Origin of the sequence: Bradyrhizobium sp. WU425, from assembly GCF_021052305.1 — a bacterium.
GTDB classification, from domain to species: Bacteria; Pseudomonadota; Alphaproteobacteria; order Rhizobiales; family Xanthobacteraceae; genus Bradyrhizobium; species Bradyrhizobium canariense_D.
The window spans coordinates 2,756,089-2,780,829 of record NZ_CP088089.1; the positions used below are offsets into that span (position 1 = coordinate 2,756,089).

The 24,741-nt window shown below is 63.3% G+C and carries 24 protein-coding genes; 15 read left to right on the top strand and 9 right to left on the bottom strand.

The genetic code is table 11. The annotated features are described in order from the left end of the window. Positions 1-4: 4 nt before the first annotated feature. From BcanWU425_RS13135 to BcanWU425_RS13145, 3 genes are all read right to left on the bottom strand, one after another. Positions 5-1,528, bottom strand: coding sequence for an FAD-dependent monooxygenase (locus BcanWU425_RS13135; protein ID WP_231190512.1), 1,524 nt, complete (start codon positions 1,526-1,528; stop codon positions 5-7). A gap of 270 nt (positions 1,529-1,798) precedes the next feature. Beyond that, positions 1,799-2,143, bottom strand: coding sequence for a response regulator (locus BcanWU425_RS13140; protein ID WP_018454848.1), 345 nt, complete (start codon positions 2,141-2,143; stop codon positions 1,799-1,801). Between the two features lie 108 nt (positions 2,144-2,251). Further along, the gene (locus BcanWU425_RS13145) at positions 2,252-2,449 is read right to left on the bottom strand and encodes a hypothetical protein (RefSeq protein WP_204511894.1); all 198 of its coding nucleotides are present in this window, start codon (positions 2,447-2,449) and stop codon (positions 2,252-2,254) included. A gap of 351 nt (positions 2,450-2,800) precedes the next feature. Between BcanWU425_RS13145 and BcanWU425_RS13150 the strand changes: the two genes are divergently transcribed. From BcanWU425_RS13150 to BcanWU425_RS13175, 6 genes are all read left to right on the top strand, one after another. Continuing rightward, entirely contained in the window at positions 2,801-3,061 is a 261-nt protein-coding gene (locus tag BcanWU425_RS13150) for a hypothetical protein (protein WP_231190513.1), read from the top strand. After that, the gene (locus BcanWU425_RS13155) at positions 3,058-3,357 is read left to right on the top strand and encodes a hypothetical protein (protein ID WP_204511893.1); all 300 of its coding nucleotides are present in this window, start codon (positions 3,058-3,060) and stop codon (positions 3,355-3,357) included. The genes BcanWU425_RS13150 and BcanWU425_RS13155 overlap by 4 nt, the downstream gene beginning before the upstream one ends. Before the next feature lie 64 nt (positions 3,358-3,421). Beyond that, entirely contained in the window at positions 3,422-3,850 is a 429-nt protein-coding gene (locus BcanWU425_RS13160; protein ID WP_085349520.1) for a GNAT family N-acetyltransferase, read from the top strand. A 234-nt stretch (positions 3,851-4,084) separates the two neighbouring features. Then, positions 4,085-5,353, top strand: a complete 1,269-nt coding sequence (locus BcanWU425_RS13165; RefSeq protein WP_204513976.1) for a CaiB/BaiF CoA transferase family protein — start codon at positions 4,085-4,087, stop codon at positions 5,351-5,353. 106 nt (positions 5,354-5,459) lie between these two features. Beyond that, complete coding sequence (locus tag BcanWU425_RS13170; RefSeq protein WP_204511892.1) at positions 5,460-6,689, top strand: acyl-CoA dehydrogenase family protein; 1,230 nt, start codon at positions 5,460-5,462, stop codon at positions 6,687-6,689. Between the two features lie 9 nt (positions 6,690-6,698). Continuing rightward, positions 6,699-7,250: a flavin reductase family protein gene (locus BcanWU425_RS13175; protein ID WP_085360120.1), complete on the top strand. Its 552-nt coding sequence runs from the start codon at positions 6,699-6,701 to the stop codon at positions 7,248-7,250. A gap of 15 nt (positions 7,251-7,265) precedes the next feature. On the opposite strand, the gene BcanWU425_RS13180 is transcribed toward BcanWU425_RS13175, so the two are convergent. After that, positions 7,266-8,192 carry an NAD(P)-dependent oxidoreductase gene (locus BcanWU425_RS13180; RefSeq protein ID WP_204511891.1) on the bottom strand — a complete coding sequence of 309 codons (927 nt, stop codon included), beginning with the start codon at positions 8,190-8,192 and terminating at the stop codon, positions 7,266-7,268. Between the two features lie 166 nt (positions 8,193-8,358). Between BcanWU425_RS13180 and BcanWU425_RS13185 the strand changes: the two genes are divergently transcribed. The 6 genes from BcanWU425_RS13185 to BcanWU425_RS13210 all read left to right on the top strand — a co-directional run bounded on the left by BcanWU425_RS13185 (position 8,359) and on the right by BcanWU425_RS13210 (position 14,712). Further along, positions 8,359-9,342, top strand: a complete 984-nt coding sequence (locus BcanWU425_RS13185) for an ABC transporter substrate-binding protein (protein ID WP_204511890.1) — start codon at positions 8,359-8,361, stop codon at positions 9,340-9,342. A 78-nt stretch (positions 9,343-9,420) separates the two neighbouring features. After that, a complete protein-coding gene (gene ilvD, locus BcanWU425_RS13190) occupies positions 9,421-11,115 on the top strand; it encodes a dihydroxy-acid dehydratase (RefSeq protein WP_204511889.1) in 1,695 nt (564 codons plus the stop codon). A gap of 121 nt (positions 11,116-11,236) precedes the next feature. Then, complete coding sequence (locus BcanWU425_RS13195; protein ID WP_204511888.1) at positions 11,237-12,082, top strand: ABC transporter ATP-binding protein; 846 nt, start codon at positions 11,237-11,239, stop codon at positions 12,080-12,082. Beyond that, positions 12,079-12,864 carry an ABC transporter permease gene (locus BcanWU425_RS13200; protein WP_204511887.1) on the top strand — a complete coding sequence of 262 codons (786 nt, stop codon included), beginning with the start codon at positions 12,079-12,081 and terminating at the stop codon, positions 12,862-12,864. The genes BcanWU425_RS13195 and BcanWU425_RS13200 overlap by 4 nt, the downstream gene beginning before the upstream one ends. Continuing rightward, positions 12,861-13,628, top strand: a complete 768-nt coding sequence (locus BcanWU425_RS13205) for an ABC transporter permease (protein WP_204511886.1) — start codon at positions 12,861-12,863, stop codon at positions 13,626-13,628. Before BcanWU425_RS13200 ends, BcanWU425_RS13205 begins: the two co-directional genes overlap by 4 nt. Before the next feature lie 37 nt (positions 13,629-13,665). Further along, positions 13,666-14,712 (top strand): peptidase M29, encoded by a 1,047-nt coding sequence (locus BcanWU425_RS13210; protein ID WP_204511885.1) that lies wholly within the window; start codon positions 13,666-13,668, stop codon positions 14,710-14,712. Here BcanWU425_RS13210 and BcanWU425_RS13215 read toward each other — a convergent pair. From BcanWU425_RS13215 to BcanWU425_RS13235, 5 genes are read right to left on the bottom strand one after another with little or no spacing between them, the layout of a single operon-like run. Further along, the gene (locus tag BcanWU425_RS13215; protein ID WP_085394656.1) at positions 14,709-15,701 is read right to left on the bottom strand and encodes a 3-hydroxybutyryl-CoA dehydrogenase; all 993 of its coding nucleotides are present in this window, start codon (positions 15,699-15,701) and stop codon (positions 14,709-14,711) included. The two genes, BcanWU425_RS13210 and BcanWU425_RS13215, sit on opposite strands and share 4 nt — an antisense overlap. A 3-nt stretch (positions 15,702-15,704) precedes the next feature. Then, positions 15,705-16,793 carry an NAD/NADP-dependent octopine/nopaline dehydrogenase family protein gene (locus tag BcanWU425_RS13220; protein ID WP_204511884.1) on the bottom strand — a complete coding sequence of 363 codons (1,089 nt, stop codon included), beginning with the start codon at positions 16,791-16,793 and terminating at the stop codon, positions 15,705-15,707. Then, positions 16,790-18,313 carry a class I adenylate-forming enzyme family protein gene (locus tag BcanWU425_RS13225; protein ID WP_204511883.1) on the bottom strand — a complete coding sequence of 508 codons (1,524 nt, stop codon included), beginning with the start codon at positions 18,311-18,313 and terminating at the stop codon, positions 16,790-16,792. The genes BcanWU425_RS13220 and BcanWU425_RS13225 overlap by 4 nt, the downstream gene beginning before the upstream one ends. 2 nt (positions 18,314-18,315) lie before the next feature. Further along, on the bottom strand, positions 18,316-19,605 hold the full coding sequence (locus BcanWU425_RS13230) for an acyl-CoA dehydrogenase family protein (RefSeq protein ID WP_204511882.1): 1,290 nt from the start codon (positions 19,603-19,605) through the stop codon (positions 18,316-18,318). A gap of 12 nt (positions 19,606-19,617) precedes the next feature. Beyond that, a complete protein-coding gene (locus BcanWU425_RS13235) occupies positions 19,618-20,415 on the bottom strand; it encodes an alpha/beta fold hydrolase (RefSeq protein WP_210350900.1) in 798 nt (265 codons plus the stop codon). 213 nt (positions 20,416-20,628) lie between these two features. Here BcanWU425_RS13235 and BcanWU425_RS13240 point away from each other — a divergent pair, with 213 nt between their 5' ends. The 3 genes from BcanWU425_RS13240 to BcanWU425_RS13250 all read left to right on the top strand — a co-directional run bounded on the left by BcanWU425_RS13240 (position 20,629) and on the right by BcanWU425_RS13250 (position 24,717). After that, entirely contained in the window at positions 20,629-21,390 is a 762-nt protein-coding gene (locus BcanWU425_RS13240; protein ID WP_204511880.1) for an SDR family NAD(P)-dependent oxidoreductase, read from the top strand. A 43-nt stretch (positions 21,391-21,433) separates the two neighbouring features. Then, on the top strand, positions 21,434-22,270 hold the full coding sequence (locus tag BcanWU425_RS13245) for an enoyl-CoA hydratase family protein (protein WP_204511879.1): 837 nt from the start codon (positions 21,434-21,436) through the stop codon (positions 22,268-22,270). 95 nt (positions 22,271-22,365) lie between these two features. Then, a complete protein-coding gene (locus BcanWU425_RS13250; protein WP_204511878.1) occupies positions 22,366-24,717 on the top strand; it encodes a bifunctional salicylyl-CoA 5-hydroxylase/oxidoreductase in 2,352 nt (783 codons plus the stop codon). Positions 24,718-24,741: the final 24 nt, after the last annotated feature.

Sequence of the window (24,741 nt, forward strand, 5' to 3'; positions counted from 1 at the left end):
TGCCTCATGCCGCAGCCGGTCCGAACCACCTCGTCATCGCGTCCGCAAGCCCGTGTTGGCTCTCATCTCCCACCCAGGCCACGTGCCCGTCGGGCCGCACCAGCACGGCGCCGGGTGCTGCGACTTGTCCGATCGCCGGAAGCTGCCACGGGCAGTCGTATTCGGCCTCGATGCGATCGACGCGATCGGTCCAGGGCGCGATATCGAGGCCGCCTGTCTTGCCGAAATCGAGCAGCAAGCCGCGCGCTCCGTGCAGCAGCGTGAACAGTCGCAGCGGACGCCCGTCCACCGTCAAATCGAGATCGGGCATGCGGCGCCCGAGCAGCCCGTGGCCTTGGCCGAGATCGTAGTGCACGTCGAGCCCGCTCATCATCGCGCCAAAACGCTGGCGCGGCGCGTCCATCGCGAGCAGTTCGGACACGACCTCGCGCGCGGCCTTGAGGCCGTCCTCGCCGCGGCGGAGCAGGGCGATCTGCGCCTTGGTGTTGCGCAGGGTCCGCGCGCCGACGGGATGGCGCTCGGCGTGGTAGCTGTCGAGCAGGCTGTCCGACGACAGGCCCTTGACCACTTGCGCGAGCTTCCAGCCGAGATTGACGGCGTCCTGCACGCCAATGTTGAGGCCTTGGCCGCCGACGGAATGATGGATATGCGCGGCATCGCCGGCGAGCAGCACGCGGCCCTTGCGGTAAGACACGGCCTGCCGTGCCGCATCGGCGAAACGGGAGATCCAGGACGGGTTGTGGAGGCCGAAATCGGTGCCGTAGACGGCGACGAGGGCGTCGCTGAGATCGCGGGGACCGGGCGCGCCGGCGCGATCGAGCGTCGCTTCCGTCACGACCACCAGCACGCGCCCGCTCTCGGTCTTGCTGAGGCCGTGAAAGCCGAGCGCGTCGTGGCGCAGGCCCCAGGCCGGCTCGTCCCGCATCTCGACTTCGGCCATGAGGTTGCTCAGCGTCGGCTCGGAGCCTGCGAAGTCGATGCCGGCGGCCTTGCGCACCAGGCTGCGGCCGCCGTCACAGCCGACCAGATAATTCGCGCGCAAGCTCTCGCCGCCGGGCAGCATCACGTCGATGCCGGTCTCGTCCTGCGCAAAATCCGTCACCTCGCGGTTGCGATAGATCGGCACCGCGAGCTCGCTGACCCAGTCGGCCAGGATGCGCTCGATGTGGCTCTGCCGCAGTGCCAGCCCGTAAGCGTGCCGGGTGGGGAGGTCGCTGATGTCGAGCCTGGTCCAGGCGAAGCCCGCGAGCTGGGTGATCTGTCCTTCGCGCAGGAAACGATCCGCGACACCGCGCTGGTCGAGAATCTCGATGCTGCGCGCGTGCAAGCCGCCGGCGCGGGTGCCGACCAGTTCCTGATCGGCGCGCCGCTCCACCACGGCGACGTCGACATGCGCGAGCGCGAGCTCCGCGGCCAGCATCAGGCCGGTCGGTCCGCCGCCGGCGATCACCACGGCGTGGTCTTCGTGGCGGGCGCCGGCGCGTTTGGCGTGGCCGCGCGTCCGGGACGTGGGAAGCAGTACAGGCATGTGAGACCCCTCGGGATGGTGTTCGGGTCGAGGGTTCTACGGCAGGGTCGGGGGCTTGAAGCAAGCCCGTTGCACACCACATATCTGAGTGGGGAGAGGGAATCCCTTGTCCGCGTTCGCCGCGTTGACACGTCGGGCAAAACACCGGCATAATGCCATCATCGAAAATGAGTTTGGTTCAACCCGCGCGGATGCGATCCGCCGCGGGTTTTGTTTTGGGCTTTTGGCTTTCAGACTTTTTGGGCTTGCGATGTTTCGGTCTTGCGAGCTTCAGCAGATGCCGACGGTGCGCCGCATGGTGCTGGCGAGTTCCTCGAACGAGAACGGCTTTCTGATCATGGGAAGGCCGTCACGCCGGGGTTCACGTCCCGACAGCTGCAGGATCTTCAGCTCCGGGCGGCGGCGCCTGGCCAGCTCGGCCAGTTCATGACCGTCCATGCCGGGCATGTTGATGTCCGTGATGAGGATGGAGATGTCCTGGTTCTGCCTGAGCCGGTCGAGCGCATCCGTGCCGCTGTGGGCGCTGACCACCTTGCAGCCGAGTTCTTCCAGCATGTCGACCATGACGTCGAGCACGCCGGGATCGTCGTCAACAACCAGTACAGTATGGCTCATCGCACAACGTTCCTCCTGATCAAGGAATAAACGCGCCCGCCTTGGCGTAAGTTCCGGTACGGCGTGGTCGAACGAGCGATGTTGGACTCCTCGTGCAAAGCACAAGGCCTAATCATCCTTCGAGAGATCGCCGGGCCTGGTGGGAAGATCGATGGCTCCGCCTTCGCCGTGAACGAGATCACGGTTCTGGTCCTCGGTTTCGTCAGCGTCCGGGATGATGGCCTCTCGCGTGTCGCGCTCCCCGTCGATGCGCGGCTTCTGGCCGGGCAAGTCCCGCGATGTTTTCGGTGTCATGCTCAGTGTCATTGGTCGATCCTCCTGACCGGCTAACGCGGGCAGGGACGGTTCGTTCGTTGACACCTCGGGCGAAACGCCGGCAGCCTGACTGGGATTGGCTTTCCGGAGGTCTCCGCCGGCTCTAATTCGCAAAAATCGAAATAGAGCTTGACCCGTCGGGCAAAACACTGGCATAGTGGCATCATCGAAAAGTTCGCAACGCCCGCGCGGGACAAAATCCGCCGCGGGCTTTTTCGTATCCCATTTTCGGAATCGGACGGCGGCCCACGCATCGCGGCCACGCACTCGCTTGAAACGCGTTGAGGGAGCGCCGATCGGCGTGCCGCCGTCCGTACCATTGCTGGCCGCGCACGCGCGAACGTGCCGGCCCGCGGCGCGAGCGATCTGCTCGCGCCGCTGCGGTCTCCGGATGCTGAGATCGGGCATTGGTGGGAGCCGGACAAATTGATGGGTTATTGCGTCGCGCTTTACTTCGCGAAACTCCTGGTCTGGGACAAGGTCCTCGGCTTTGGTTCCACCGACGACCTCGCGGGCTTTGCGGCGATCACGGCCAATCTGGTTGTCTCCTTCTACTTCGCCAAGCGGGGCTTCGAGAATGTTGCGAGGATCATCAAGCGGTGAAGATGCCAGATGACGAAATCAGGGCGATCGTTGCCGAGACCCTCGCAGAACAACACAGGCTTCAGCAGGCGAACATCGATGCCATCGTATTGAGGACGGTGGCGTCGGTGCTGGCGTCATTCGGAATCGAAGATGACGACCGAAAGGAGCTGAGGGCTGATTTTCGGCACCTGCGCCGATGGCGAACGAGCGTGGAGCAGGCGCAGAGCTACACCTTCAAAGCCGTCATTACGGTGATCGCCACCGGGCTGATGGGCGCGGTTTGGCTAGGTGTCAAGGTCGTGCTGGGCAAGTGAGCCTAAATCGGCACGACATTTCTGCACTTCCACTCACGTCATCTCATCCCCAATGGACCGTCTTATGTACAGAATTCGCATCGTCGATGCATCCGATGACGACATCGTCGATACATTGGCCGATCTGCATCAGTTGACGTTCTTCGATGCGGCTCCCTTGCCGCAATTCGAGCCAGGGGCGTGGTGGCTTGCCTATCACGGCGCTGAGCCAGTAGCCTTCGCCGGTATCGTGCCGTCAACGCACATTCGAAATGGCGGTTATTTCTCCAGAGTCGGTGTGTTGCAGCGGCACCGGGGACGTGACCTCCAGTGCAGGCTGATGCGGGTGATGGAGGCAAGGGCACGGCGTATTGGATGGGACAGCATCGTCTCGGATACGACGGACAATCCGGTGTCTGCCAATAATTTCATCCGGGCGGGCTATCGGCTCTTCGAACCCCATGTGCCCTGGGCTTGGCCGCATACGCTTTACTGGCGAAAGCGGCTTCGCTGAGCGAATGGGGCCATGTTTCCCGTGATGCGGAACGCGATTCCCGCAACGGAAAATGGTTCGCGGGATGAAGCGCACACGGAACGTTCAAGGGCCCAGCAGCTTGACAGCTGCCGGGCCCTTTTTGCGTATTGAAGCGATGCGGGCGGAGCACTTGCGAATTCAGCGGTGCCGGGCTTTAAGTTTGCTCCTGCGGGAAATTCGGCAACGATAAGCCGATGTAAGGGAGCGCCGTCGATGCCCACCAAGCCTCAATTGCCGGAACGTTCGTCGCGGGCGACGGGCGCGCCTACCGCGCTCGATGGTCTGCTGGTCGTCGATTTCACGCGTGTGGTTGCCGGCCCGGCCTGTACGCAGACGCTTGCTGATTTCGGCGCGCACGTCATCAAGATCGAGAATCCAGACGGAGGCGATGACACGCGTGCGTATGAACACGCCGAGATCGGTGGAGAGAGTGCTGCCTATCTGAGCCTCAATCGCAACAAGCGTGGCATCACGCTCGACCTTACCGTGCCCGAGGCTCGTGAGATCGCGCTGGACTTGATTCGCAAGGCCGACGTGGTCGTCGAGAACTTCTCCAGCGGGGTCATGAAGAAATTTGGCCTGGACTATGAAACTGTTGCGCCGCTCAATCCGCGGCTGGTCTATTGCTCGATCTCCGCCTACGGGCGCACCGGGCCGTTTGCCTCGCGTCCCGGCTTTGATCCGATCACGCAGGCGGAAAGCGGCTTCATGTCGCTCAACGGATTTGCCGATGGCCCGGCGGTTCGCACCGGCCCTCCGATCGTGGACATGGCGACGGGGATGTCTGCCTGCAACGCCATCCTGATGGCGCTGTTGGCGCGGGATCGGCTCGGTCGCGGTCAGCATGTCGAGGTCGCCCTGTTCGACGTCGCGATGGGCATGACCGGTTTCTATGGCATGGCCTATCTGATCAACGGCGAAAATCCCGGTCGGTTTGGTAATTCGCCGAGTGGCTCACCTACCGTCGGCGTGTACGAGGCCTCCGATGGACCGCTTTACATGGCCTGCGCGAACGACCGGCTCTATCGCCGGCTGGTGGTTGAAGTGCTGAACAGGCCCGATCTCATCACCGATCCGCAGTTTGCAACGCGCAAAGCCCGCTCCGAGCACAAGGAGCTTTTGCGAGCAGCCATCGCGGAGGTCTTTGCAAGCGATACTCTCGAGAACTGGATGGCGAAGATGAAGCTGGCCAACATCCCGGTCGGCTATCTCCGGACGGTCGAGGAGGGGTTCAATGCACCGGAGGCGCGAGCGCGCCATCGCTTGAACCGGATTCCGCATCGTACGGCAGAGTGGGTCCCGAACATCGAGCCGCCGATTGCCATGAGCTTGACCGGCCCGGTTGACCCTGTGGCTGCTCCATTGCTGGGCGAGCACACGGAGCAGGTCTTGCGTGATGCGCTCGGTTATGACGAGCGTCGGATCTTGGAGTTCAACCAAAAGGGGGCTTTTGGATCCGGCAAGCCATCGGAGCAGGTTTGAACCCAAGCGGGCGTTCCCTCGGGACGTGCAAATCGCGCCCTAGCGCGGCATCCGCTTGATTTGGCGATGTTCCAGCCGCATAAATGCATGAAAGCGAGGGATACGAATGGCGCCTGGTCAAGAGCCGAGCGTGGGGCGGCCCGCGGCGGTGCAATCCGATGAACCTGCCCATGCGGCAATGATCGCGAAGGCCCGGGCGCTCGTCCCACGGCTGCGGGAGCGGGCGGCGCGGACGGAGGAGTTGCGGCATCTGCCGCCGGAAACCGAGAAGGATCTGCACGACGCCGGCCTGTTCCGGATGCTTCAGCCTAGGCGCATTGGCGGCGCCGAGCTCGATTATGTCGCCTTGATCGATTGCGCGGACCTGCTCGGACAAGCGGACGCCTCGGTGGCATGGAATCTGGCCAATCTGGCGAGCCATCACTGGATGCTCGGCATGTTCGAGCCGACGGCGCAGGATCTGGTCTGGAGTCGTGATCCGGACACGCTGATCGCGTCCTCGTTCATTTTTCCGGCCGGACGTGCCACGCGAGTTGAGGGCGGATACCGGCTCCACGGCAGCTGGCCGTTCTCCTCGGGCGTTGCCTCCTGCGCGTGGAACATGCTTGCAAGCGTGGTCTACTCCGACGATGAGGCAGACGGCATCGAGTATCGGATATTTCTGCTGCCGAAAGCCGACTACAAGGTCCTCGACACATGGAATGTCGCGGGGCTGCGCGGGACAGGGTCCTGCGACGTGGAGGTCAGGGACGCTTTCGTGCCCGACGACATGACAGTCGCGGTCGGCGATCTTGACGGCGGTCCGACTCCGGGAAGCAAGCTCAATCCCAACCCGCTGTATGCGCTCCCGGTGTTCTCGCTGTTTCCCTACGTTCTCTCCGGCGTCGCGCTGGGGAACGCGCAGGCGTGTCTCGACGATTATGCGGAGGTCGTCCGTCATCGCATTTCTACCTACAACCACGCCAGGCTGAGCGACTTTCAAAGCACCCAGATCAAGATCGCCGAGGCCTCGGCGAAGATCGACGCTGCACGCCTGATCATGCGCTCGGCCTGTCTGAATGCCATGGAGGATGCAAGGCGGGGTCATATCCCCGATATGGCGACCAAGACCCGATATCGACGCGACGGCGCTTTTTCAGTAAACTTCTGCACGGATGCGGTGTCGATGCTGTTTGCCGCGAGCGGAGCACGGGGCCTGTTCACGACGGGCGCGTTGCAGCGGCAGTTCCGCGATGCGCACGCGATCAACTCGCATCTGGCGTTCAATTTCGATGCGGCCGGGACCAATTATGGACGCGTGGCGCTGGGGCTGCCGTCCGAGAATCTCACGCTGTGAGGCCGGCCGATGAATGATCTGCCGAAGCAGCCGGCCGTTCCCGATCCGGCCAACGAACTCGCGAGCGACAGCTCGCCGATCGATCCCCGCGATTTTCGCAGCGCGCTCGGCACCTACGCCACGGGGGTGACGATCATCACGGCCGCGGCTCCCGACGGCAAGCCCTATGGCCTGACGTGCAATTCGTTCGCCTCGGTCTCGCTGAATCCGCCGCTGGTTCTTTGGAGCCTCGTCGTCTATTCCTCTAGTCTGACCATCTTCCAGAACGCCAGTCATTTCACGGTCAACGTTCTTGGCGTTTCGCAACAGGCGCTTGCGAGCAAATTCGCCAAGTCGTCTGATGACAAGTTCACCGGTGTCGAGTGGACGCCGGGCCTCGGCAACGCGCCGGTGCTCGCCGAGAGCGTCGCCAATTTTCAATGCCGCTCGGTCAATCGCTATTACGGCGGCGACCACGTGATCTTTCTCGGCGCGGTCGAGGCCTATACTTACGATGCGAAGGAGCCGCTGCTCTTCGCGCGAGGTGCGTTTGGCCGATTTCTTGCCGACGAGCGCAAGTAGTCACTCCAAGCGTGCTCAGCTCGCGGTGAACGGTTCAGCGCTCCCCGCCGAAAGCTTGTAGATTTCGAGCGCGTCCGCATCCGCGCCTCGCGCGGCCTTGGCGAGCCTGAAAAGTTGTCCGGCAAGCGAGGCCATGGGTACCGGCGTCGACGTCGTCCGCGCGACATCGGCGACCGTATCGAGGTCCTTGAGCATCGTGGCGATGTGACCGAGCGGCGGTGAGTGAATGCCCTGGACCATCCGTGGCACGAACAGCTGCAGCGGAATGGAGTCCGCGAAGCCGCCGGCGAGTGCTTCGGGTAACCGGTTGGCGTCGATTCCGGCGTTGACGGCAAGGCGTGTTGCCTCCGCAAGAACAGCCATCGCGCATCCGACGATCACCTGGTTGCATAGCTTTGTGGTCTGGCCGGCGCCGGTCGGGCCCATGTGGGTGAACCTGCGTGCCATGGCGAGCACGTAGGGGCGGACCCGCTCGATATTGCTGGCTTTTCCGCCGGCCATGATGGCAAGCGTGCCTTCCTCGGCCCCCTTGGTACCACCAGAAACCGGCGCATCGATCCAGCCCGCGCCGTTCGCAGCTAACAATCGCGTTGCAAGGTCTCGTGCGGCGTCAGGATGGATCGACGAGAAGTCGACCACGAGCTTGCCCGCGCCGGGCGCAGTTGAGATACTCTCGGGCCCGAAGATCACCTCTTCCACGGCAGCCGCATCCGTCACGCACATGAAGACGATGTCGGAGCTCTCCATCAAGTCACGGGGGGTGGCTGCGCGCCTGGCACCCGCCTCGACGAGCGCGGCCATCTTCCCTTCCGAACGGTTCCAGACAGTGATCTGATGGCCGGCGTTGAGCAATCGCCGGCTCATCGGTGTCCCCATCAGTCCAAGGCCGAGATAGCCGAGCCGCTCGACGCCTTGCGGGTTTGTCTTGCTCGCTTCAGCCATAGGTTGCCTCCATCTGCCGCCGCGCGACGCTGCACTACCATACATGGCGTAACTCACGACGAAACCGCCCCGCCTGCATGGCTTGCTTGATTGTTTGAACCATGAAACATTTGCCGCGGTCGGGTTGGATGGCGCCGGTCGGCGCCCGGGCAGCGGAGTGGGCACGATGCGAACCGTTTCGAAGTGGATCCTGGCTTTGGGGGCGGCAGCGGCCGTGAGCGCGAGCGCAGGCTCGTCATGGGCACAGCAGACAATTCGAGTCGGCTGGACGATTCCGGCCGAGGAATCCAAATACTGGATGATGCGCCGCCCGGCTGAGTTTCCCAACATCGGCAAGGCCTACAACATCGAATGGACTCAGTTTCAGGGCACCGCTCCGATGACGCAGGCGTTGGCGGCGGGCGCGCTGGATTGCGCGACCCAGGCGCCGCTGTCGCTCGCCAACGGCGTGGTTGGCGGCAACCTCAAGGCCTACATCGTGGCGCAGCATGTCTTCGAGAAGGCCGGTGGTTTCTCGGTCTACTGGGCTGTCATGGACGACTCCCCGATCAAGACGATCGCCGATCTCAAAGGCAAGACGGTCGGAATCTCCGTGATCGGCGGCGGCACCCAAGGCCCGTTCAATCTGTTGCTGAAGCAGAATGGCATCGATCCGGCCAAGGACATCAAGCTGGTCGAGGTCGGCTTTGCCGTCTCCGAAGATGCGTTGCGGCAGGGCCGCGTCGATGCGGTCAACATGAACCAGCCATTTGCCGCGCGCGCGGAGGCAAAGGGCGGCATGCGCAAACTGTTCTCGCTGTCGCAGGCGATGCCGAACATCGTGCACATTCTGGAAGCCTGCCGTGCCGATTTCGTCGACAAGAACCCGGAACTGGTCAAGGCTTACGTGCGTGACATTACCTCCGGCATGAAGAAGGCGCTGGCGAACCGCGAAGAGACGTTGAAGGTCGTCAACGAAGTTCTGAAGGCACCTATTCCGGTTCTCGAGACCTATCTGCTTAAGGACAACGATTTCGGCCGCGATCCGGGCGCGGCACCGAATTTTCCCGCGATCCAGAAGATGCTGGACATCTACGCGGAGACAGGGATGCTGCCAAAATTGGATGTCGCGCAATTCAAGCATTCGACGATTGTCGCTCCGCTGCAATAGGCGATCGGGCGAATGAACCGAGCGAGAAGGTCGCGGCGTCCGGGATGATCCGGGACGTTGCATGAAGAAGATGCACGTATGAAGAAGCTCCGATCTCGGATCACGACGGATGGCCTCGACCGGGCTCCGCACCGCGCGTTCATGCGCGCCATGGGGCTCGACGACGCTGCGATTGCCAAGCCGATGGTCGGCGTCGTCAGCATGAAGGGCGAACAGACGCCCTGCAACATGACGCACGACTTTCAGGTCGCGGCGGCCAAGACCGGAATCGAGGAGGCCGGCGGCACGCCGCGAGAATTTTCGACCGTGTCGGTTTCCGACGGTATCAGCATGAATCACGAGGGGATGAAGTTCTCCCTATTTTCGCGGGAGCTGATCGCCGACTCGATCGAAGCCGTGGTCCATGGTCTCGCCTACGATGCATTGATCGGATACGGCGGATGCGACAAGACGCTTCCCGGCGTGATGATGGGCATGGTCCGATGCAACGTCCCGTCCATTTTCATCTATGGCGGCAGCTCGCTGCCGGGCCGCGCCGACGGGCGAACCCTGACCGTGCTCGACTCCTATGAGGCTGTCGGCAGCTTCATGACCGGAGAGATCGACGGTGCCACGCTCGAGCGGATCGAGCGGGCCTGCCTGCCGACCATCGGCGCGTGTGCCGGCCAATTCACTGCCAACACCATGGGGATGGTCTCGGAGGCGATGGGCCTCACCATTCCCAACGTGTCGATGGTGCCGGGTGTCTATGCCGAGCGCGCGCAGATATCCAGGCGGGCCGGCCGCCTCATCATGGAGATGCTGGAGCGCGGCGGGCCTTTGCCGCGCGACGTCGTGACGCGGAAATCCCTGGAAAACGGTGCCGCGATCGTGGCTGCCACGGGCGGTTCGACCAATGCTGCGCTGCATCTGCCGGCGCTCGCGAACGAGGCCGGCATCGCATTCACGATCGATGATGTCGGCGAGGTTTTTGCCAGGACGCCGCTGATCGGGAACCTGCGGCCTGGAGGCAAATATACGGCAAAGGATGTCTACGATATCGGCGGCGCTGCCGTGGTGATCCGGGAGCTGATCCAGAGCGGGCATATTGATGGCAGTTGCCTGTCGATCACGGGCCGTACACTTGCCGAAGAATATAGCGCCGCCAACGCTCCTGACGGAGAGGTCGTTTACGCGGCTCGCGCGCCGATCATGCCAGATGGCGGTGTGGCAGTGTTGAAGGGAAACCTCTGCCCTGATGGTGCGGTGATCAAGGTCGCGGGGCTGAAGAGCCAGTTGTTCGAAGGCGTGGCGCGCATCTTCGAAGACGAAGAAGCTTGTGTCGCAGCGGTTCGCGACCGCAGCTACAAGGCGGGCGATGTGCTTGTGATCCGCAATGAAGGGCCGGTGGGTGGCCCCGGCATGCGCGAAATGCTCGGCGTCACCGCGCTGATCTATGGCCAGGGCATGGGCGAGAAGGTGGCCCTGATCACGGATGGACGGTTCTCCGGCGCCACCCGCGGAATGTGCGTGGGCTATGTGTCTCCCGAGGCCTTCATCGGCGGTCCGCTGGCGCTGGTACGCGATGGCGACAGGATCCGGATTGATGCCGCGAACCGGCGGATGGATATGCTGGTCGACGAGCAGGAACTCGCTGCTCGCCGACACGATTGGAAGCCGCGTCCGCCTCGTCACCGTGCCGGTGCCCTCGCCAAATATGCGCGATTGGTTGGCCAGGCACCGGGCGGAGCCGTCACGCATGAGGGCCCGGCAGAATGGCCCTGGTTCGGATGACGCCGCGAAGCTGGCCCCAAAAAGCCGTTGGTCTGGCAAGTTTCTTGCTAAGCTCGCGTCGCTGACGGAGGATGTTCAGCAAGCCTGTTGCGCAGGGTTCGCGCGAATGAAGTGAGACGGGATGAAGGTAGTGCCTTCGAGATCGAGCGAATGGGTGAGACCGGTGACGCCGCAAAAACCGGCTTCTGCAATCATCGAGATCGAGAGCGTCTCCCAGGTATTTCAGACCTCGGCGCGCAAGGACCATGTGGCGCTATCGGACATCTCTCTGGCGATCGAGGAGGGAGCCTTCGTCTCGATCCTTGGTCCGTCCGGCTGCGGCAAGTCGACATTGCTTTACGTCGTCGGCGGCTTCGTCAGCCCGACCAGCGGTTCAGCAAAGATCAGGGGACGGATAATCACGGGACCGGGGCCGGATCGCGGTCCGGTATTCCAGGAGTTCGCGTTGTTTCCGTGGAAGACCGTGCTGGGCAATGTGATGTACGGCCCTCGCCAGCAGGGCGTGCGCACCACCGAGGCGGAAGCACAGAGCCGAGCCTTGATCGAAATGGTCGGGCTCAAGGGCTATGAGAACTTCTATCCCAAGGAGCTGTCCGGCGGCATGAAGCAGCGCGTGGCGCTGGCTCGGACGCTGGCCTACCATCCTGAGGTTCTTTTGATGGACGAGCCGTTCGGCGCGCTCGATGCTCACACGCGAACGCGGCTGCAGAACGACCTGTTGAACATCTGGGAGCGTGATCGCAAGACGGTGCTGTTCGTCACGCATTCGGTCGACGAAGCAGTTTTCCTGTCGGACAAAGTCGTGATGATGTCGAAATCGCCCGGCCGCATCCGCGAGGTCATCGACATCGATCTGCCGCGGCCGCGCCGCCGCAGCGAGCTGCTGCTCGACCCTCGCTACCAGAAATACGTCGTCGATATCGAGCGCATGTTCGACGAGGTCGAAGATACGGGATCGGCGTCATGACATCGCTGACGGCCCTGGCCAAGCGTGCCGCGCCGGTGTTTGCCTGCATCGGGCTTCTTGCGGCATGGCAGGTTGCGTCACTCGCGCTGAAGAACGACAGCTTCCCGACGGCGATCGAGGCAATCCGTGCAATCCCGGACATCCTCGGAGACCAGGAAGCGCTAATCAACATCCTGGCCTCGCTCCGCCGCATGGCGGTCGGGTTTGGCATAGCGGTGTCGGTTTCGATCCCACTCGGCCTGTTGATGGGCCGCAGCCGGGCCGTCGCGGCTTTCTTCAATCCGCTCCTGATGGTGATCTACCCTGTGCCGAAGGCCGCCTTGATGCCGATCATCATGCTGTGGCTCGGCGTCGGTGACATCACGAAGACGCTGGTGATCTTCCTCGGCGTCAGCCTGCCCGTGATCTATCACAGCTTCGAGGGCGCCAGGGCGGTGGAAGAGAAGATGCTGTGGTCGGGCGCCGCGATGGGACTTTCGCCTGCGCAACGGCTGGTCCGGATCGTACTGCCGGCGGCGCTGCCGGAAATCTTGACCGGTTGCCGCACCGGACTCGTGCTGGCGCTGATCACGATGATCACCAGCGAGATGATCGCGCGTCAGTCCGGCGCCGGCAACATCTTGTTCAACGCGCTCGACATGGGCCAATACGACACCGTCTTTGCGATGATCATCATCGTCGGCGCGATGGGAATCTGCCTGGATGCAATCTTCGAGCGAGTTCGCGCAAGGCTGGTGCGCTGGTCCGAACCGCAGTTCGACTTGCCCTTGAGCTTCTCATGATGCCGCAGCTTCGCTCCACCAGCATCATCCTTGGGCTCGCGCCGATCGTGCTGGTGATCGCGCTGTGGCAGGGCCTCGTATCATTTGGCTTCGCGCCTGCGGTCTTGCTGCCGCCGCCGGGATACGTCTTCAGCAGGTTGCTTCAGCAACTCGTGACATGGACGTTTCAGCAGGAGATCGCGGCGACACTGTTTCGGCTGTTTGCCGGCTTCGCGATTGCGGTCGTGCTCGGTGTCAGCATCGGCATAGCCGCCGCCGCCAGTCCGGCTATCAACGCCGTGGTTCGGCCGATTGTGCGCGTGCTCGCGCCCTTGCCCAAGGTCGCGCTCTATCCAGCATTGCTGCTGCTGCTCGGTTTCGGTCACGGATCGAAGATCACGCTGGTGGCGGCGGACGCACTCTTTCCCATTTTGCTCTCTACTTATTACGGCGCGTCGACGGTGGAGCAGAAGCTGATCTGGTCGGCCATGGCGGCGGGAACGCCGCGCTATGAGATTCTGTTCAAGGTGGTGCTGCCGGCGGCGATGCCGTCGATCCTGACCGGTTGCCGGATCGGCCTTGTCATTTCCTGCATCGTGGTGTTTCTGGCGGAGATGATCACGTCGAGCGACGGGCTCGGACATGTCCTCGTCACGGCGGCTCGGACCTTTCAGGCCGTGGATATGTTCGTGCCGCTGATCACGATCTCGCTGCTGGGCCTGATCCTCAATGGCCTGCTGGAGGCAGTGCGCGCGTATCTGCTGCGGGGCTTCCCCGAAGCATGAACTGACGAAGAAGAAACAGGAAGACCGGGAGTAGACCATGCTGGCTGATCGCATCGAGGCAAAATGGATCGACGCATTTTGCGAGATTTTTGAGCGATGCGCCGTCAAGGCCGGCGATACCGCGGCGATCCTCTCGGAAACCCAGTCACGTGCGTTGAATGTTCATCTGGCGGAGCTCGCGCTGCTGCGCATGGGCGCGCGACCGTTCCACGTCGTCATGCCGACCCCGCGTAACCGGAATATCGTTCCGGTTCGCTCGACAGGGGCGAGCGAGGCGATCCAGCGGCTTGGCCCGGTGATCACCGCGCTTCAACAGGCCGGCTTTGTGGTGGATTGCACCATCGAGGGCCTGATGCACGCGGTGGAGACACCCGAGATCCTCAAGGCCGGCGCGCGCATCCTGGTAATCTCCAATGAGCATCCCGAGGCGCTGGAGCGGATGGTGCCGGATCCCGCGCTCGAGAAGCGCGTTCGCGCGGCGGCGAAGATGCTGCGCGGGACCCAGCGGATGCGGGTGACGTCAAAAGCCGGCACGGCGCTCGACGTCGATATGGTCGGAGCTTCCACGGTCGGCGTGTGGGGCTGGACGGACAAGCCCGGGACGCTGGCGCATTGGCCCGGCGGCATCGTCGTCAGCTTCCCCAAGAGCGGAACGATCAACGGCACGCTGGTGATGGCGCCCGGCGACATCAACCTGACCTTCAAGCGTTACCTGACCTCGCCGGTGAAGATGACGCTGAAGGATGATTATGTTGTCGAACTGGAAGGCGAAGGCACGGAGGCCGCAATGATGCGCGCCTATCTTGCCGCCTGGGGCGATCGGGAAGCCTATGCGGTATCGCATGTCGGCTTCGGCATGAATCCGGCCGCGCGCTACGAGGCGCTGTCGATGTATGACCAGCGCGACACCAACGGCACGGAAATTCGTGCCGTCTCCGGCAACTTCCTGTTCTCGACCGGTGCCAACGAATTCGCCGGCCGCTACACGGCGGGCCATTTCGATCTGCCGATGATGGGGACGACGATCGAACTCGACGGGGTTGCGGTGGTGCGTGAAGGTGTGCTGCAGGACGTCTTCGGCTAGTTCCGATCAAGCACCGGCGGCCGCGCCAGGTCAAAGTGACGGAGCAGGTCGACCATGGCCTGAAGCCGTTTCGTCCGATAGGCGTCGACGTCCATGCCTGAATAGTCGAGAAAGCCGGCACCTGTGCGCAGGCCGATCCGGCCCTCGTGCATGTTCCGCGAAATGACCTCCGGCGCACGATAGCGGTCGCTGCCGAGCGCGCCTTCGAGATAGCGGCTGGCATAGTAGAGGATGTCGCCGCCACCCCAGTCGATGAATTCGAGCAGCCCGAGCACCGCGTAGCGGAAGCCGAAGCCGTAGCGGATCGCCTTGTCGATCTCCTCGGCGCTCGCGACGCCTTCCTCGACCATGCGCGCGGCCTCGTTCATCGCCAGCGCCTGGATGCGCGGGACGATGAAGCCTGGTGTCGCCGCGCAGACCACCGGCACCTTGCCGATGCCTTCGAGTAGCGCCTTGACCTCCTCGATGATGGCGGGGTCGGTGGCCTTACCGGGCGAAACCTCCACCAGCGGAATCAGGTAGGCCGGATTGAGCCAGTGCACATTGAGGAAGCGGCGAGGATTCACAATCGCGCCCGAGAGATCGTCGACAAGGATGGTCGACGTCGTCGATGCGATGATCGTATCGGAGCCGACTTGTTTTGAGGCCGCCCCCAGCACGTCCCTCTTGAGCTCGACGATCTCGGGGACCCCTTCGAAGACTATTCCCGCATCGGACAGTGCCGCATCGCTCTGGCTGCCCGGCACCACCGAGACCCGCGCGATCAGCGGATCGACGTCCGCCTCGGTCAGTAGCCCCAGCTTCGCCAGGCTGGCAAAGATCTTCCTGACTTCGCCGAGCGCATCTGCCTCCAGCCTGACGAAATCTTCCGCTGAACGGGCCTTGACGTCGATCATCGTGACCGTATGCCCCGCGTAGGCAAACGCGACGGCGATGCCGCGCCCCATGCGGCCGGCTCCGAGACAGGCGATGGTGGCTCGGCTGGCCATCGGTCAAAATCCCCCGCGAAGAAGCGTCTGCAAAGCGGCCTTGTCGAGATTGCCGAGCCCCAGCGTCTCGAGCGTCCGGCCGCCTTGCGCGAAATCCTCACCGCAGATTTCGCCGCCGATGGCCAGGAATGCCTTGGCCAGCGGCGTAGCCACGCCTGCCAGGCCGGCGACGGAGACCAGCAGCGACAGCCCAAGCCGCAAATCTTCTCTCATATAGCGGTGCTCGGTCAGTACGATCCGCTCGCGCCAGTCGCCGGAATCGGTCAGCCGGTCATGCGAGCCGCGGCCATACATCCACACCTCGCCTTCCCTCGCGTAATGATGGGCGAGCGGAAAATGCGGTGCGCCATATCCGAGCGCTTCACGCACGGCCATCCGTTCGGCATCGAGCGCGTCGGTGACCCGGCGAATCGCGGCTTGCGTTCCTTCCTTATGGATGTCCCACTTTTCGAAGTGCTCGATCGGGCCTGCATTCATCACGATCAGCGGCGGATGGATAATCGGGCCTGCATTCATCAGCGCACCGGAGAGAGCATCGCCACACGGCTCGATTGCACCGGGGAAAGCCTGTCCAATCACCTCAAGTGCGCGCGGCGCCTGATCGAGCGGGAAAACGCCGACCGGCAGTCGCTTGGCGCGGATGGTGATCGCGACCTCGAACGGCCCGTGCTTGCGGGTCAGCCAGGGCAAGGTTCCGGTCTCGGCAAAGCACGCCTTGGCGTGGTTGCCGGCATCCCGCGCAGCCTGGGCGAAGATCATCGAGCCGAACGTGGCCGGCGGCAGAAACACGACCTGTCCATCCCGCAGATGTGGAGCAAGCAGGCGCGCGATATCAGTGTGCGCGAAGGCGGGGGCGGGGCACAGGATCAGCTCTACGCCCTTGACGGCCTCGGCGATGCCGGTCGTCACCAGCGCCAATTTCACGTCGTGACGGCCGTTATGATCCTTCACTAGAATGCGCGAGCCGGCGGCGCGATGGGCTGCGACCTGATCCGCGTCGCGGCGCCAGAGCCGGACCTCATGTCCCGACAGCGCAAAATCGCCTGCGGCTGCGAAAGAGCCGTTTCCTCCCCCCAGAACCGCAATCTTCAAGATGCTTCTCCTTGCGTGCGCGATTGCGCATCAAGCTGCTTCAGCAGGAAATGCTGGACCTTGCCGAGCGCTGTGCGCGGCAGGTCCGTGACGAAAATGATGTCGCGCGGAACCTTGTAGCGGGCGAGTTGTGTCTGAAGATGCGCTTTCAACGCGTCTTCTTCGAGCCGACCGCCGGATCGCGGGATCACATAGGCGATAGGGACCTCGTCCCAGCGTGGATCGGGCCGGCCGATCACGGCGCAGTCGCTGACATCGGGATGTTCGAGCAGGACGCGTTCGACCTCCGCCGGATAGACGTTCTCGCCGCCGGAAATGATCATGTTCTTCTTGCGATCGCGCACCCAGAAATAGCCGTCCGCATCGCACAGGCCAATATCCCCGGTACGATACCAGCCGTCGTGGAGCGCATCGCGCGTGGCGTCCGCATTGCCCCAATATTCGAAGAACACGTTCGGGCCGCGCACCGCGATCTCTCCCGGCGCGCCCGCCGGCACCTCGTTGCCGGCCTGATCAATCACTTTTGCTTCGCAGCACAGGCCGGCAAGTCCGGTCGATCCCGCGCGCGAGAGATCGCCACCAAGCCGGGTGTAGACTGCAATGGGGCATGTTTCCGTCGAGCCGTAGACCTGAAGCACCGGGACGCCGCGCGCGACGAAGCGGTCGATCAGATGCGGCGGCACGATGGTGGAGCCGGTCGCGACGGCTTTGAGTGACGAAAGGTCGGTCGTGGCCCAGGCGGGATGCTCGCTCACGGCCTGGATGATTGCCGGTACCATCACGGTTAAGGTTGGCCGTTCCCGTTCGATGGCCGCAAGCGCGGTGTCCGGCGTGAAGCGTGCGTGAACCGTGACCGTCGCGCCCAGCTGGAGCGCAGCCGTGGTCTGGATGTTGAGGCCACCGACGTGGAAGAACGGCAACAGCGTCAGCACATGGTCATCGGACGTCATGTTGTGCATGTGCTGGCTCATGACGCCGTTCCAGAACAGCGCTTCCTGGCGCAGCACCGCGCCTTTCGGTCGTCCGGTCGTTCCCGATGTGTAGACAATGAGGAGCGGGCAGGAGAGATCGGTGCGCGGGTTGCGGCCGGTGCCCTGGCTTCGGGCCAACAGGTTTTCGAACGTCGTACCGCTGGGCGGCTCGAAATCGAGCCCGACAATTGCAGTGCCCTCGAGCTCGGCAAGAATTCCCTCAAAGGCCTGCTCGAGCACCAGGACCTTGGCGCCGGCATCGGTAAGGATGAAAAGCTGCTCGGCTATAGCCAGCCGCCAGTTCAGCGGCACCAGCATCGCGCCGAGCCGCGCGCAGGCATAGAGCAGAACCAGATAATCCGGCCGGTTCAGGCTGAGGATGGCAACGCGGTCGCCCCGACCTACGCCGAGCTCCTGCTTCAATGTCGCCGCCGTCCGCTCGATGCGTGCCGCGAACGCTGCATAGCTCAACCGTTCGCCTTCGAAGGCAATGGCCGTCTTGTCTGGCGCGAACGCCGCGTTGCGATCGATCAGACTGCAGAGATCCACCGTCAGTCGTCCGTTTCGCCGGCCTCGTACAGCGCCTCGCGCCCGATCCGGTCGAGGCAGAGCTCGGCGGTCCAGGGCAACATCAGCGAGCCGCAGCGGCTGTCGCGATAGATCCGTTCGAGCGGCAGCGAGCGGAGCATGGCCTGACCGCCGCAGGTGCGGATCGCGAGCGCGGCGAGCTCATTGGCACCCTCCATCACCGAATATTGCGCGGCATAGGCGCGCAGCACCTGCTCCTTGCTCGGGTTGGCGCGCGCCTCGGTGACCGCCTGGAACCAGATCGCCTTGATCTGCTCGAGCTTGATCTGCATCTGCGCGACCGCAATCTGCTTGGTCGGATACATCCTGCGCTTGACCGGCGGCATGCCCGGTACTTCGCCGCGCAGATAGCGCACGGTGAAGTCATAGGCGGCTTGAGCAAGGCCCATATAGGTCGGCGACAACGTCAGGAACATGTGCGGCCAGCGCATCGCGGCCTGGAAATAGACGCCCCGCGGCATCAGCGCCGAATCTGCCGGCACGAACACGTCCTTGAACAGCAACGTACGCGAGACCGTTCCGCGCATGCCGAGCGGATCCCAGTCGCCGACGACCGAAACGCCTTCCGATTTTGCAGGGATGGCGAGGTAAAGCGTATTGCGGCGCGAAGCCTTCTCGCCTTCCTCGGTCTCGGTGCAGAGAACGCCGTAATAGTCCGCATGGCCGGAGAGTGATGCAAAGATCTTCTTGCCGTTGACGATCCAGCCGCCCTCGATCGGCCGTGCTTCCGTGCCGAAAGCGACGCCGCCTGCCGCTGCCGCACCGCCCTCCGAGAAGGGCTGCGAATAGATTGCGCCATCCTCGACGATGCGCTTGTAGTGGACTGCGCGCCGCTGCTCGTGCTCGGCGCGGGTCTCTGCATCCATGTCGAGATCGTCGGCGAGCGGGCCCGACCACAGCGTCGAGCAGACATGCATGTTCCAGGTGAGCGCAGTCGCGCCGCAATAGCGGCCGATTTCGGCTGCCGCGAGGGCGTAGGTTTGATAATTCGCTCCGAGGCCACCATGCTTCTTGGGCACGGCAATACCGAGCAAGCCGACGCGATGCAGCTCGCGATAGTTCTCCGACGGGAAAATCGCCTCGCGATCGTAAGTCGCGGCGCGGCCGGCGAACACGCTCTGGCCGATCTCGCGCGCCCGCGCGATGATGCCGGCCTGCTCGTCGCTCAGTCGGAATGCGACAGGATCGAAGATCGGCGCATCCAGCGCGACCTTGTCACTCGCGCCGATGGTCTTGCTGACTTGCATGGTCATTGCGCAGTCATCCTACGTTTTCGTCGCGACGGAGTTCAGGAACCGGCCGAGAGCCTCGTCAAAGGCATCGGGGCGCTCAAGGTTTGCAAGATGGCCGACACCGGCCAACTCGACATACTCGGCAGATGGAATGTAGGTCGCCGTCTTCGCCATCATCGGCGCTGGTGCGTTGTTGTCCTTGGAGCCGGACAGCAGCAGCGTCGGGATGGAAATGTCCTTGAGGGTGCTGCGTTGGTCGAAGCCGATCAAGGCCAGCATCATGGCGCGATAGCTCGCCTCGGGCACGCTTGCCATGCACTCGCGTGCAAGCTCCATTCCCTGGGGATCAGGATCGTCGCCCACCAGTTCCTTCACCAGCGAGGGCGCCAGCGACTTCATCGTTTCGCCGCGATCGAGCGGCCCGAGCCGTGCGGCGATAAACGATGTCTGCCAATCCCCGTCGGCCTTGCCGAAGGCCGGGCTGGTCTGCGCCAGCACGACCGCGCGCGCCAGTTTCGGGGAGTGCACCAGCCATTTCTGGACGATCATGCCGCCGATGGAATGGCCGACCAGAATTGGCTTGCTCGCACCAAGCTGCTCGATGAATCGCTGGAGCGCATCCGCCAGGGCAGCGATGCTGACGCTGGCGAGCGGCGCCGATCCGCCATAGCCCGGCATGTCCCATGCAATCGCGTGAAAGCGGTCGCCGAATGTGGCAAGCTGCCGCCGCCAGGCCCGTGCCGCACCGCCGATGCCATGCAGGAAAATCAGAGGTGTCCCGCCCGGATCGCCCGCGGCTTCATAGGCGAAGCGGCCGTCCTTTGTTATCATTGGCGCAGGCTGCGACACGCGACATCCTTTTGCTCGGCCCTTCGATGCTAACAGGCCTGTGAGGGATGGGAAGAGATAATTTTATACTTAAAGCAATTTTCGGGCCGGGGTCCGGCGTGCGGTTGTTGCGGCCGAGTCGAGCATTGTTTGCAAAAGTTTGAAGGTTAAAATATATCGGGAAGAGCGATCAGCAGAATGCAAGGAAGCCAGCGCATGTCCGGATTACCGCATTCGCCGCACGCGCTGGTGACCGGTGGCGGTCGCGGCATCGGTCGCGCCATCGCAGCAGCGCTCGTCGAGGCCGGTGCCACGGTGACCGTCCTTGGGCGGAACGCTGCGACGCTTGAGGAGGCTGTCAGCGCAGGGGCAGCGCATTTTGCGGCCGTCGCCGACGTCTCGGACGAAACCTCAATGAAAGTCGCCATCGCTGAAGCGAGCGCGCGGAAGCCGATCGATATCCTGATCGCCAACGCGGGAAGCGCCGAGTCCGCGCCGTTCTCCAAATCCGACAGCGCCCTGTTCGCGCGCATGATGGATGTCAATTTCATGGGCGTGGTCCATGCTGTCAGCGCTGTGCTGCCCGGGATGAAGGACCGTCCCTATGGTCGTATCGTCGCGATCGCGTCGACGGCGGGGCTCAAGGGATACGCCTATGTCAGTGCTTACACCGCGGCCAAGCACGCTGTGGTCGGTCTCGTGCGGTCTCTCGCTCTCGAGATGGCCGGCAGCAACGTGACCGTCAATGCAGTGTGTCCCGGTTTCACCGACACCGATCTCGTCGCCGGCAGCATCGAGAACATCATGAAAAAGACGGGGCGCAGCCGCGAGCAGGCCATTGCGGAGCTCGCGAAACATAATCCGCAAGGGCGATTGATCTCTCCTCGGGAGGTCGCGGATGCCGTGCTCTGGCTGTGCGGCGAGGGCGCCGGCGCAATCACCGGGCAGGCAATCGCTATTGCCGGTGGTGAGATTTAGCGCGCATGGCCAAGGCGCGGAGCAAGGAAGCCAAGGAGATCGTATGAGCAGACCAGCCAATCCCGTGACCTTACCGCTTGCGGACTATTCGCCGCAGCACTTCCTGCTGGCCGTCGTCGATGGTGTTGCAACCGTGACGCTCAATCGTCCGGAACGAAAGAATCCGTTGACCTTCGAGAGCTATCGCGAACTGACCGATTTCTTTCGCGCCTGCGCGTTCGACGATGCGGTCAAGTCCATCGTCATGACCGGCGCTGGCGCCAATTTCTCATCCGGCGGCGATGTGTTCGAGATCATCGGTCCGCTCGTGAAGATGGACACCAAGGGGCTGACGGCGTTTACGCGGATGACCGGCGACCTCGTCAAGGCGATGCGGGCCTGCCCGCAGCCGATCGTTGCCGCGGTTGAAGGCATCTGTGCCGGCGCGGGCGCGATCATCGCCATGGCGTCGGACATGCGGCTTGCGGCGAGCGGGGCCAAGGTCGCATTCCTCTTCAACAAGGTCGGCCTTGCCGGTTGTGACATGGGCGCCTGCGCGATCCTGCCGCGGATCATCGGACAGTCCCGCGCCTCCGAGTTGCTCTACACCGGCCGGTTCATGACAGCGGAGGAGGGCGAGCGCTGGGGCTTCTTCAGCCGCCTCGTCACCTCGGAGCAGGTGCTGCCCCAGGCTCAACTGCTCGCCAAGCAAATCGCGGAGGGCCCGACCTTCGCCAACACCATGACCAAGCGGATGCTGGCCATGGAATGGGCGATGTCGGTGGAGGAGGCAATCGAGGCGGAAGCGGTTGCTCAAGCGCTGTGCATGACGACCGCCGATTTCGAGCGGGCCTTCGAGGCTTTTGCCAACAAGGTCAAGCCGGTCTTCAGGGGCGATTAAACGGGGGCTTTGCCGGCAGCCCGCCGCAATGGGGGCTTGCGCGAGATTATTTTAGGCTTAAAATAGTTTCGGCGGGTTGAATTGGCGAGGCTCCCATGAAAGTCGCGATCATCGGTGGCGGACCTGCGGGTCTCTATGCTGCAATCCTGCTGAAGAAGCAGCGACCGAGCGCCGAGATCACGGTGTACGAGCGCAACCGCGCGGACGACACCTTCGGCTTCGGCGTGGTGTTCTCCGACGCCACACTCGATAATTTCGAGAAGCACGACCTTCCGAGCTATCGCCGCATCACCCAGGAATTCGCCTACTGGGATGACATCGCCGTGCACTTCCGCGGAACGGTCCATCGGGTCGGTGGCAACGGCTTTTGTGGCTGCTCGCGGCAGAAGCTGCTCCTGATCCTCCAGGCGCGCGCGCGCGAACTGGGGGTCGTCCTGAATTTCGAAGCGGACGTCGAGGACGAATCCCGCTTCGCCGACGCCGATCTCATCCTGCTCGCGGACGGCATCAACAGCCGCTTCCGCGACAAATACGTCGATCATTTCGCGCCGGAAATCGACCTCCGTGCCAACAAGTTCGCCTGGATGGGCTCGACCAGGCCGCTGGATGCTTTCACCTTCATCTTCCAGGAGACGGAGTGGGGGCCGTTCATCGCCCATGCCTATCAATATGAAGCCGGACATTCGACCTGGATTTTCGAGACCGATCCGGAGACGTTCGAACGCGCGGGGCTGACGGGGCTGAACGAGACCCAGTCGGCTACGCGAATGGCGGAGATCTTCGGCTGGTTCCTCGACGGTCACCAACTGCTCACCAACCGCTCGACGTGGCGCAACTTTCCGATGATCCGCAGCAAGCGCTGGGTCAAGGACAACATGGTTCTGCTCGGCGACGCCAAGGCGAGCGCGCATTTCTCGATTGGCTCAGGCACCAAGCTCGCAATGGAAGACGCGATCGCGCTTGCCGAGGCGATGGACAAGGCGCCCAGCATCAAGGCGGCGCTGGACGTCTATGAGCACGGGCGGCGCGAGGAGGTCGAGAAGACGCAGCACGCCGCCGACGTCTCGCTGGTCTGGTTCGAGCATGTCGACCGCTTCTGGGATTTCGATCCGGTGCAGTTCGCCTTCGGCGTGATGACGCGCTCGAAGGCGATTACCTATGACAATCTGAAACTCCGCGCTCCCGACTTCGTGGCTGAAGTCGATAAGTCGTTTGCCAGGCAGGTTCGCAACAGCGGTTTCGAAGTCGACACCGAGAAGCCGATGGTGCCGCTGTTCCAGCCTTTCCGGCTGCGCGAGATGGAGATCGCCAATCGCGCCGTGGTGTCGCCGATGTGCATGTATTCGGCGAAGGAGGGCGTGCCGACGGATTTCCACCTGGTGCATTATGGATCGCGCGCGATCGGTGGTGCCGGCCTGATCTTCACGGAGATGACCTGCGTTACCCGCGACGCCCGCATCACGCCCGGCTGCACAGGATTGTGGAATGACGCGCAGGAGGCGTCCTGGCAGCGCATCGTGGATTTCGTCCATGCCAATTCAGCCGCAAAAATCTGCCTGCAACTGGGCCACGCCGGGCGCAAGGGTGCGACGAAGCTGATGTGGGACGGCATGGATCGTCCGCTCGAGGAGGGCGGCTGGGAGGTCTGTTCGGCGTCTCCGCTGCCCTATTTCCCCGACAGCCAGGTTCCGCGCGAGCTCGATCGGGCCGGCATGAACGTAGTGAGAGATGCTTTCGTAGCGTCGGCCGAGCGCGGCGAACGCTGCGGCTTCGACATGCTGGAATTGCACAGCGCCCACGGCTATCTGCTTGCGAGCTTCATCTCGCCGCTGACGAACACCCGCACGGATGAGTATGGCGGCTCGCTGGCCAATCGCCTGCGCTTTCCGCTCGAAATCTTCGAGGCGCTGCGGGCCGTATGGCCGTCGCACAAGCCGATGTCGGTGCGCATTTCCGCGACCGACTGGGCCGAGGGCGGCATCGGCGGCGACGATGCGGTGGCGATCGCGCGGGCTTTTGCCGAAGCCGGCGTCGATCTCGTCGACGTCTCGACCGGGCAGACCGTGCGCGATGCGCAGCCGATCTATGGCCGCATGTTCCAGACCCCGTTTTCCGACCAGGTCCGCAATGAGGCGCGCGTGGCCACGATGTGCGTCGGCAACATCACGACGGCGGACCAGGCCAACACCATCCTGGCCGCCGGCCGGGCGGACCTGGTCGCGCTCGGGCGGCCGCATCTGGTCGATCCCTCCTTCACCATGAGGGCGGCAGCCTGGTACGGCGCGGGAGACGCGTTCTGCCCGCCGCAATATCTTCCCGGAAAAGATCAGATTTTCCGCAACAGCGTGCGCGACCGGCAGGATCTCGAGGAGCTGAGAATTAAGGCTAAGCCTAAGACCCGGGCCGAGCTCAAGGCGGAGGCGACAAAGCCGCTTGCGGCGGAGTGACCGCCCGTGCGAATTTGGCCGCGT

What these genes read in the sequence shown, in the direction of transcription:
- BcanWU425_RS13230 (WP_204511882.1), bottom strand. Translation starts at nt 19,605, where the DNA reads ATGACCATGCAAGTCAGCAAGACCATCGGCGCGAGTGACAAGGTCGCG.
- BcanWU425_RS13145 (WP_204511894.1), bottom strand. Translation starts at nt 2,449, where the DNA reads ATGACACTGAGCATGACACCGAAAACATCGCGGGACTTGCCCGGCCAG.
- BcanWU425_RS13160 (WP_085349520.1), top strand. Translation starts at nt 3,422, where the DNA reads ATGTACAGAATTCGCATCGTCGATGCATCCGATGACGACATCGTCGAT.
- BcanWU425_RS13185 (WP_204511890.1), top strand. Translation starts at nt 8,359, where the DNA reads ATGCGAACCGTTTCGAAGTGGATCCTGGCTTTGGGGGCGGCAGCGGCC.
- ilvD (WP_204511889.1), top strand. Translation starts at nt 9,421, where the DNA reads ATGAAGAAGCTCCGATCTCGGATCACGACGGATGGCCTCGACCGGGCT.
- BcanWU425_RS13235 (WP_210350900.1), bottom strand. Translation starts at nt 20,415, where the DNA reads ATGATAACAAAGGACGGCCGCTTCGCCTATGAAGCCGCGGGCGATCCG.
- BcanWU425_RS13210 (WP_204511885.1), top strand. Translation starts at nt 13,666, where the DNA reads ATGCTGGCTGATCGCATCGAGGCAAAATGGATCGACGCATTTTGCGAG.
- BcanWU425_RS13215 (WP_085394656.1), bottom strand. Translation starts at nt 15,701, where the DNA reads ATGGCCAGCCGAGCCACCATCGCCTGTCTCGGAGCCGGCCGCATGGGG.
- BcanWU425_RS13250 (WP_204511878.1), top strand. Translation starts at nt 22,366, where the DNA reads ATGAAAGTCGCGATCATCGGTGGCGGACCTGCGGGTCTCTATGCTGCA.
- BcanWU425_RS13205 (WP_204511886.1), top strand. Translation starts at nt 12,861, where the DNA reads ATGATGCCGCAGCTTCGCTCCACCAGCATCATCCTTGGGCTCGCGCCG.
- BcanWU425_RS13245 (WP_204511879.1), top strand. Translation starts at nt 21,434, where the DNA reads ATGAGCAGACCAGCCAATCCCGTGACCTTACCGCTTGCGGACTATTCG.
- BcanWU425_RS13180 (WP_204511891.1), bottom strand. Translation starts at nt 8,192, where the DNA reads ATGGCTGAAGCGAGCAAGACAAACCCGCAAGGCGTCGAGCGGCTCGGC.
- BcanWU425_RS13170 (WP_204511892.1), top strand. Translation starts at nt 5,460, where the DNA reads ATGGCGCCTGGTCAAGAGCCGAGCGTGGGGCGGCCCGCGGCGGTGCAA.
- BcanWU425_RS13165 (WP_204513976.1), top strand. Translation starts at nt 4,085, where the DNA reads ATGCCCACCAAGCCTCAATTGCCGGAACGTTCGTCGCGGGCGACGGGC.
- BcanWU425_RS13200 (WP_204511887.1), top strand. Translation starts at nt 12,079, where the DNA reads ATGACATCGCTGACGGCCCTGGCCAAGCGTGCCGCGCCGGTGTTTGCC.
- BcanWU425_RS13175 (WP_085360120.1), top strand. Translation starts at nt 6,699, where the DNA reads ATGAATGATCTGCCGAAGCAGCCGGCCGTTCCCGATCCGGCCAACGAA.
- BcanWU425_RS13135 (WP_231190512.1), bottom strand. Translation starts at nt 1,528, where the DNA reads ATGCCTGTACTGCTTCCCACGTCCCGGACGCGCGGCCACGCCAAACGC.
- BcanWU425_RS13195 (WP_204511888.1), top strand. Translation starts at nt 11,237, where the DNA reads ATGAAGGTAGTGCCTTCGAGATCGAGCGAATGGGTGAGACCGGTGACG.
- BcanWU425_RS13240 (WP_204511880.1), top strand. Translation starts at nt 20,629, where the DNA reads ATGTCCGGATTACCGCATTCGCCGCACGCGCTGGTGACCGGTGGCGGT.
- BcanWU425_RS13140 (WP_018454848.1), bottom strand. Translation starts at nt 2,143, where the DNA reads ATGAGCCATACTGTACTGGTTGTTGACGACGATCCCGGCGTGCTCGAC.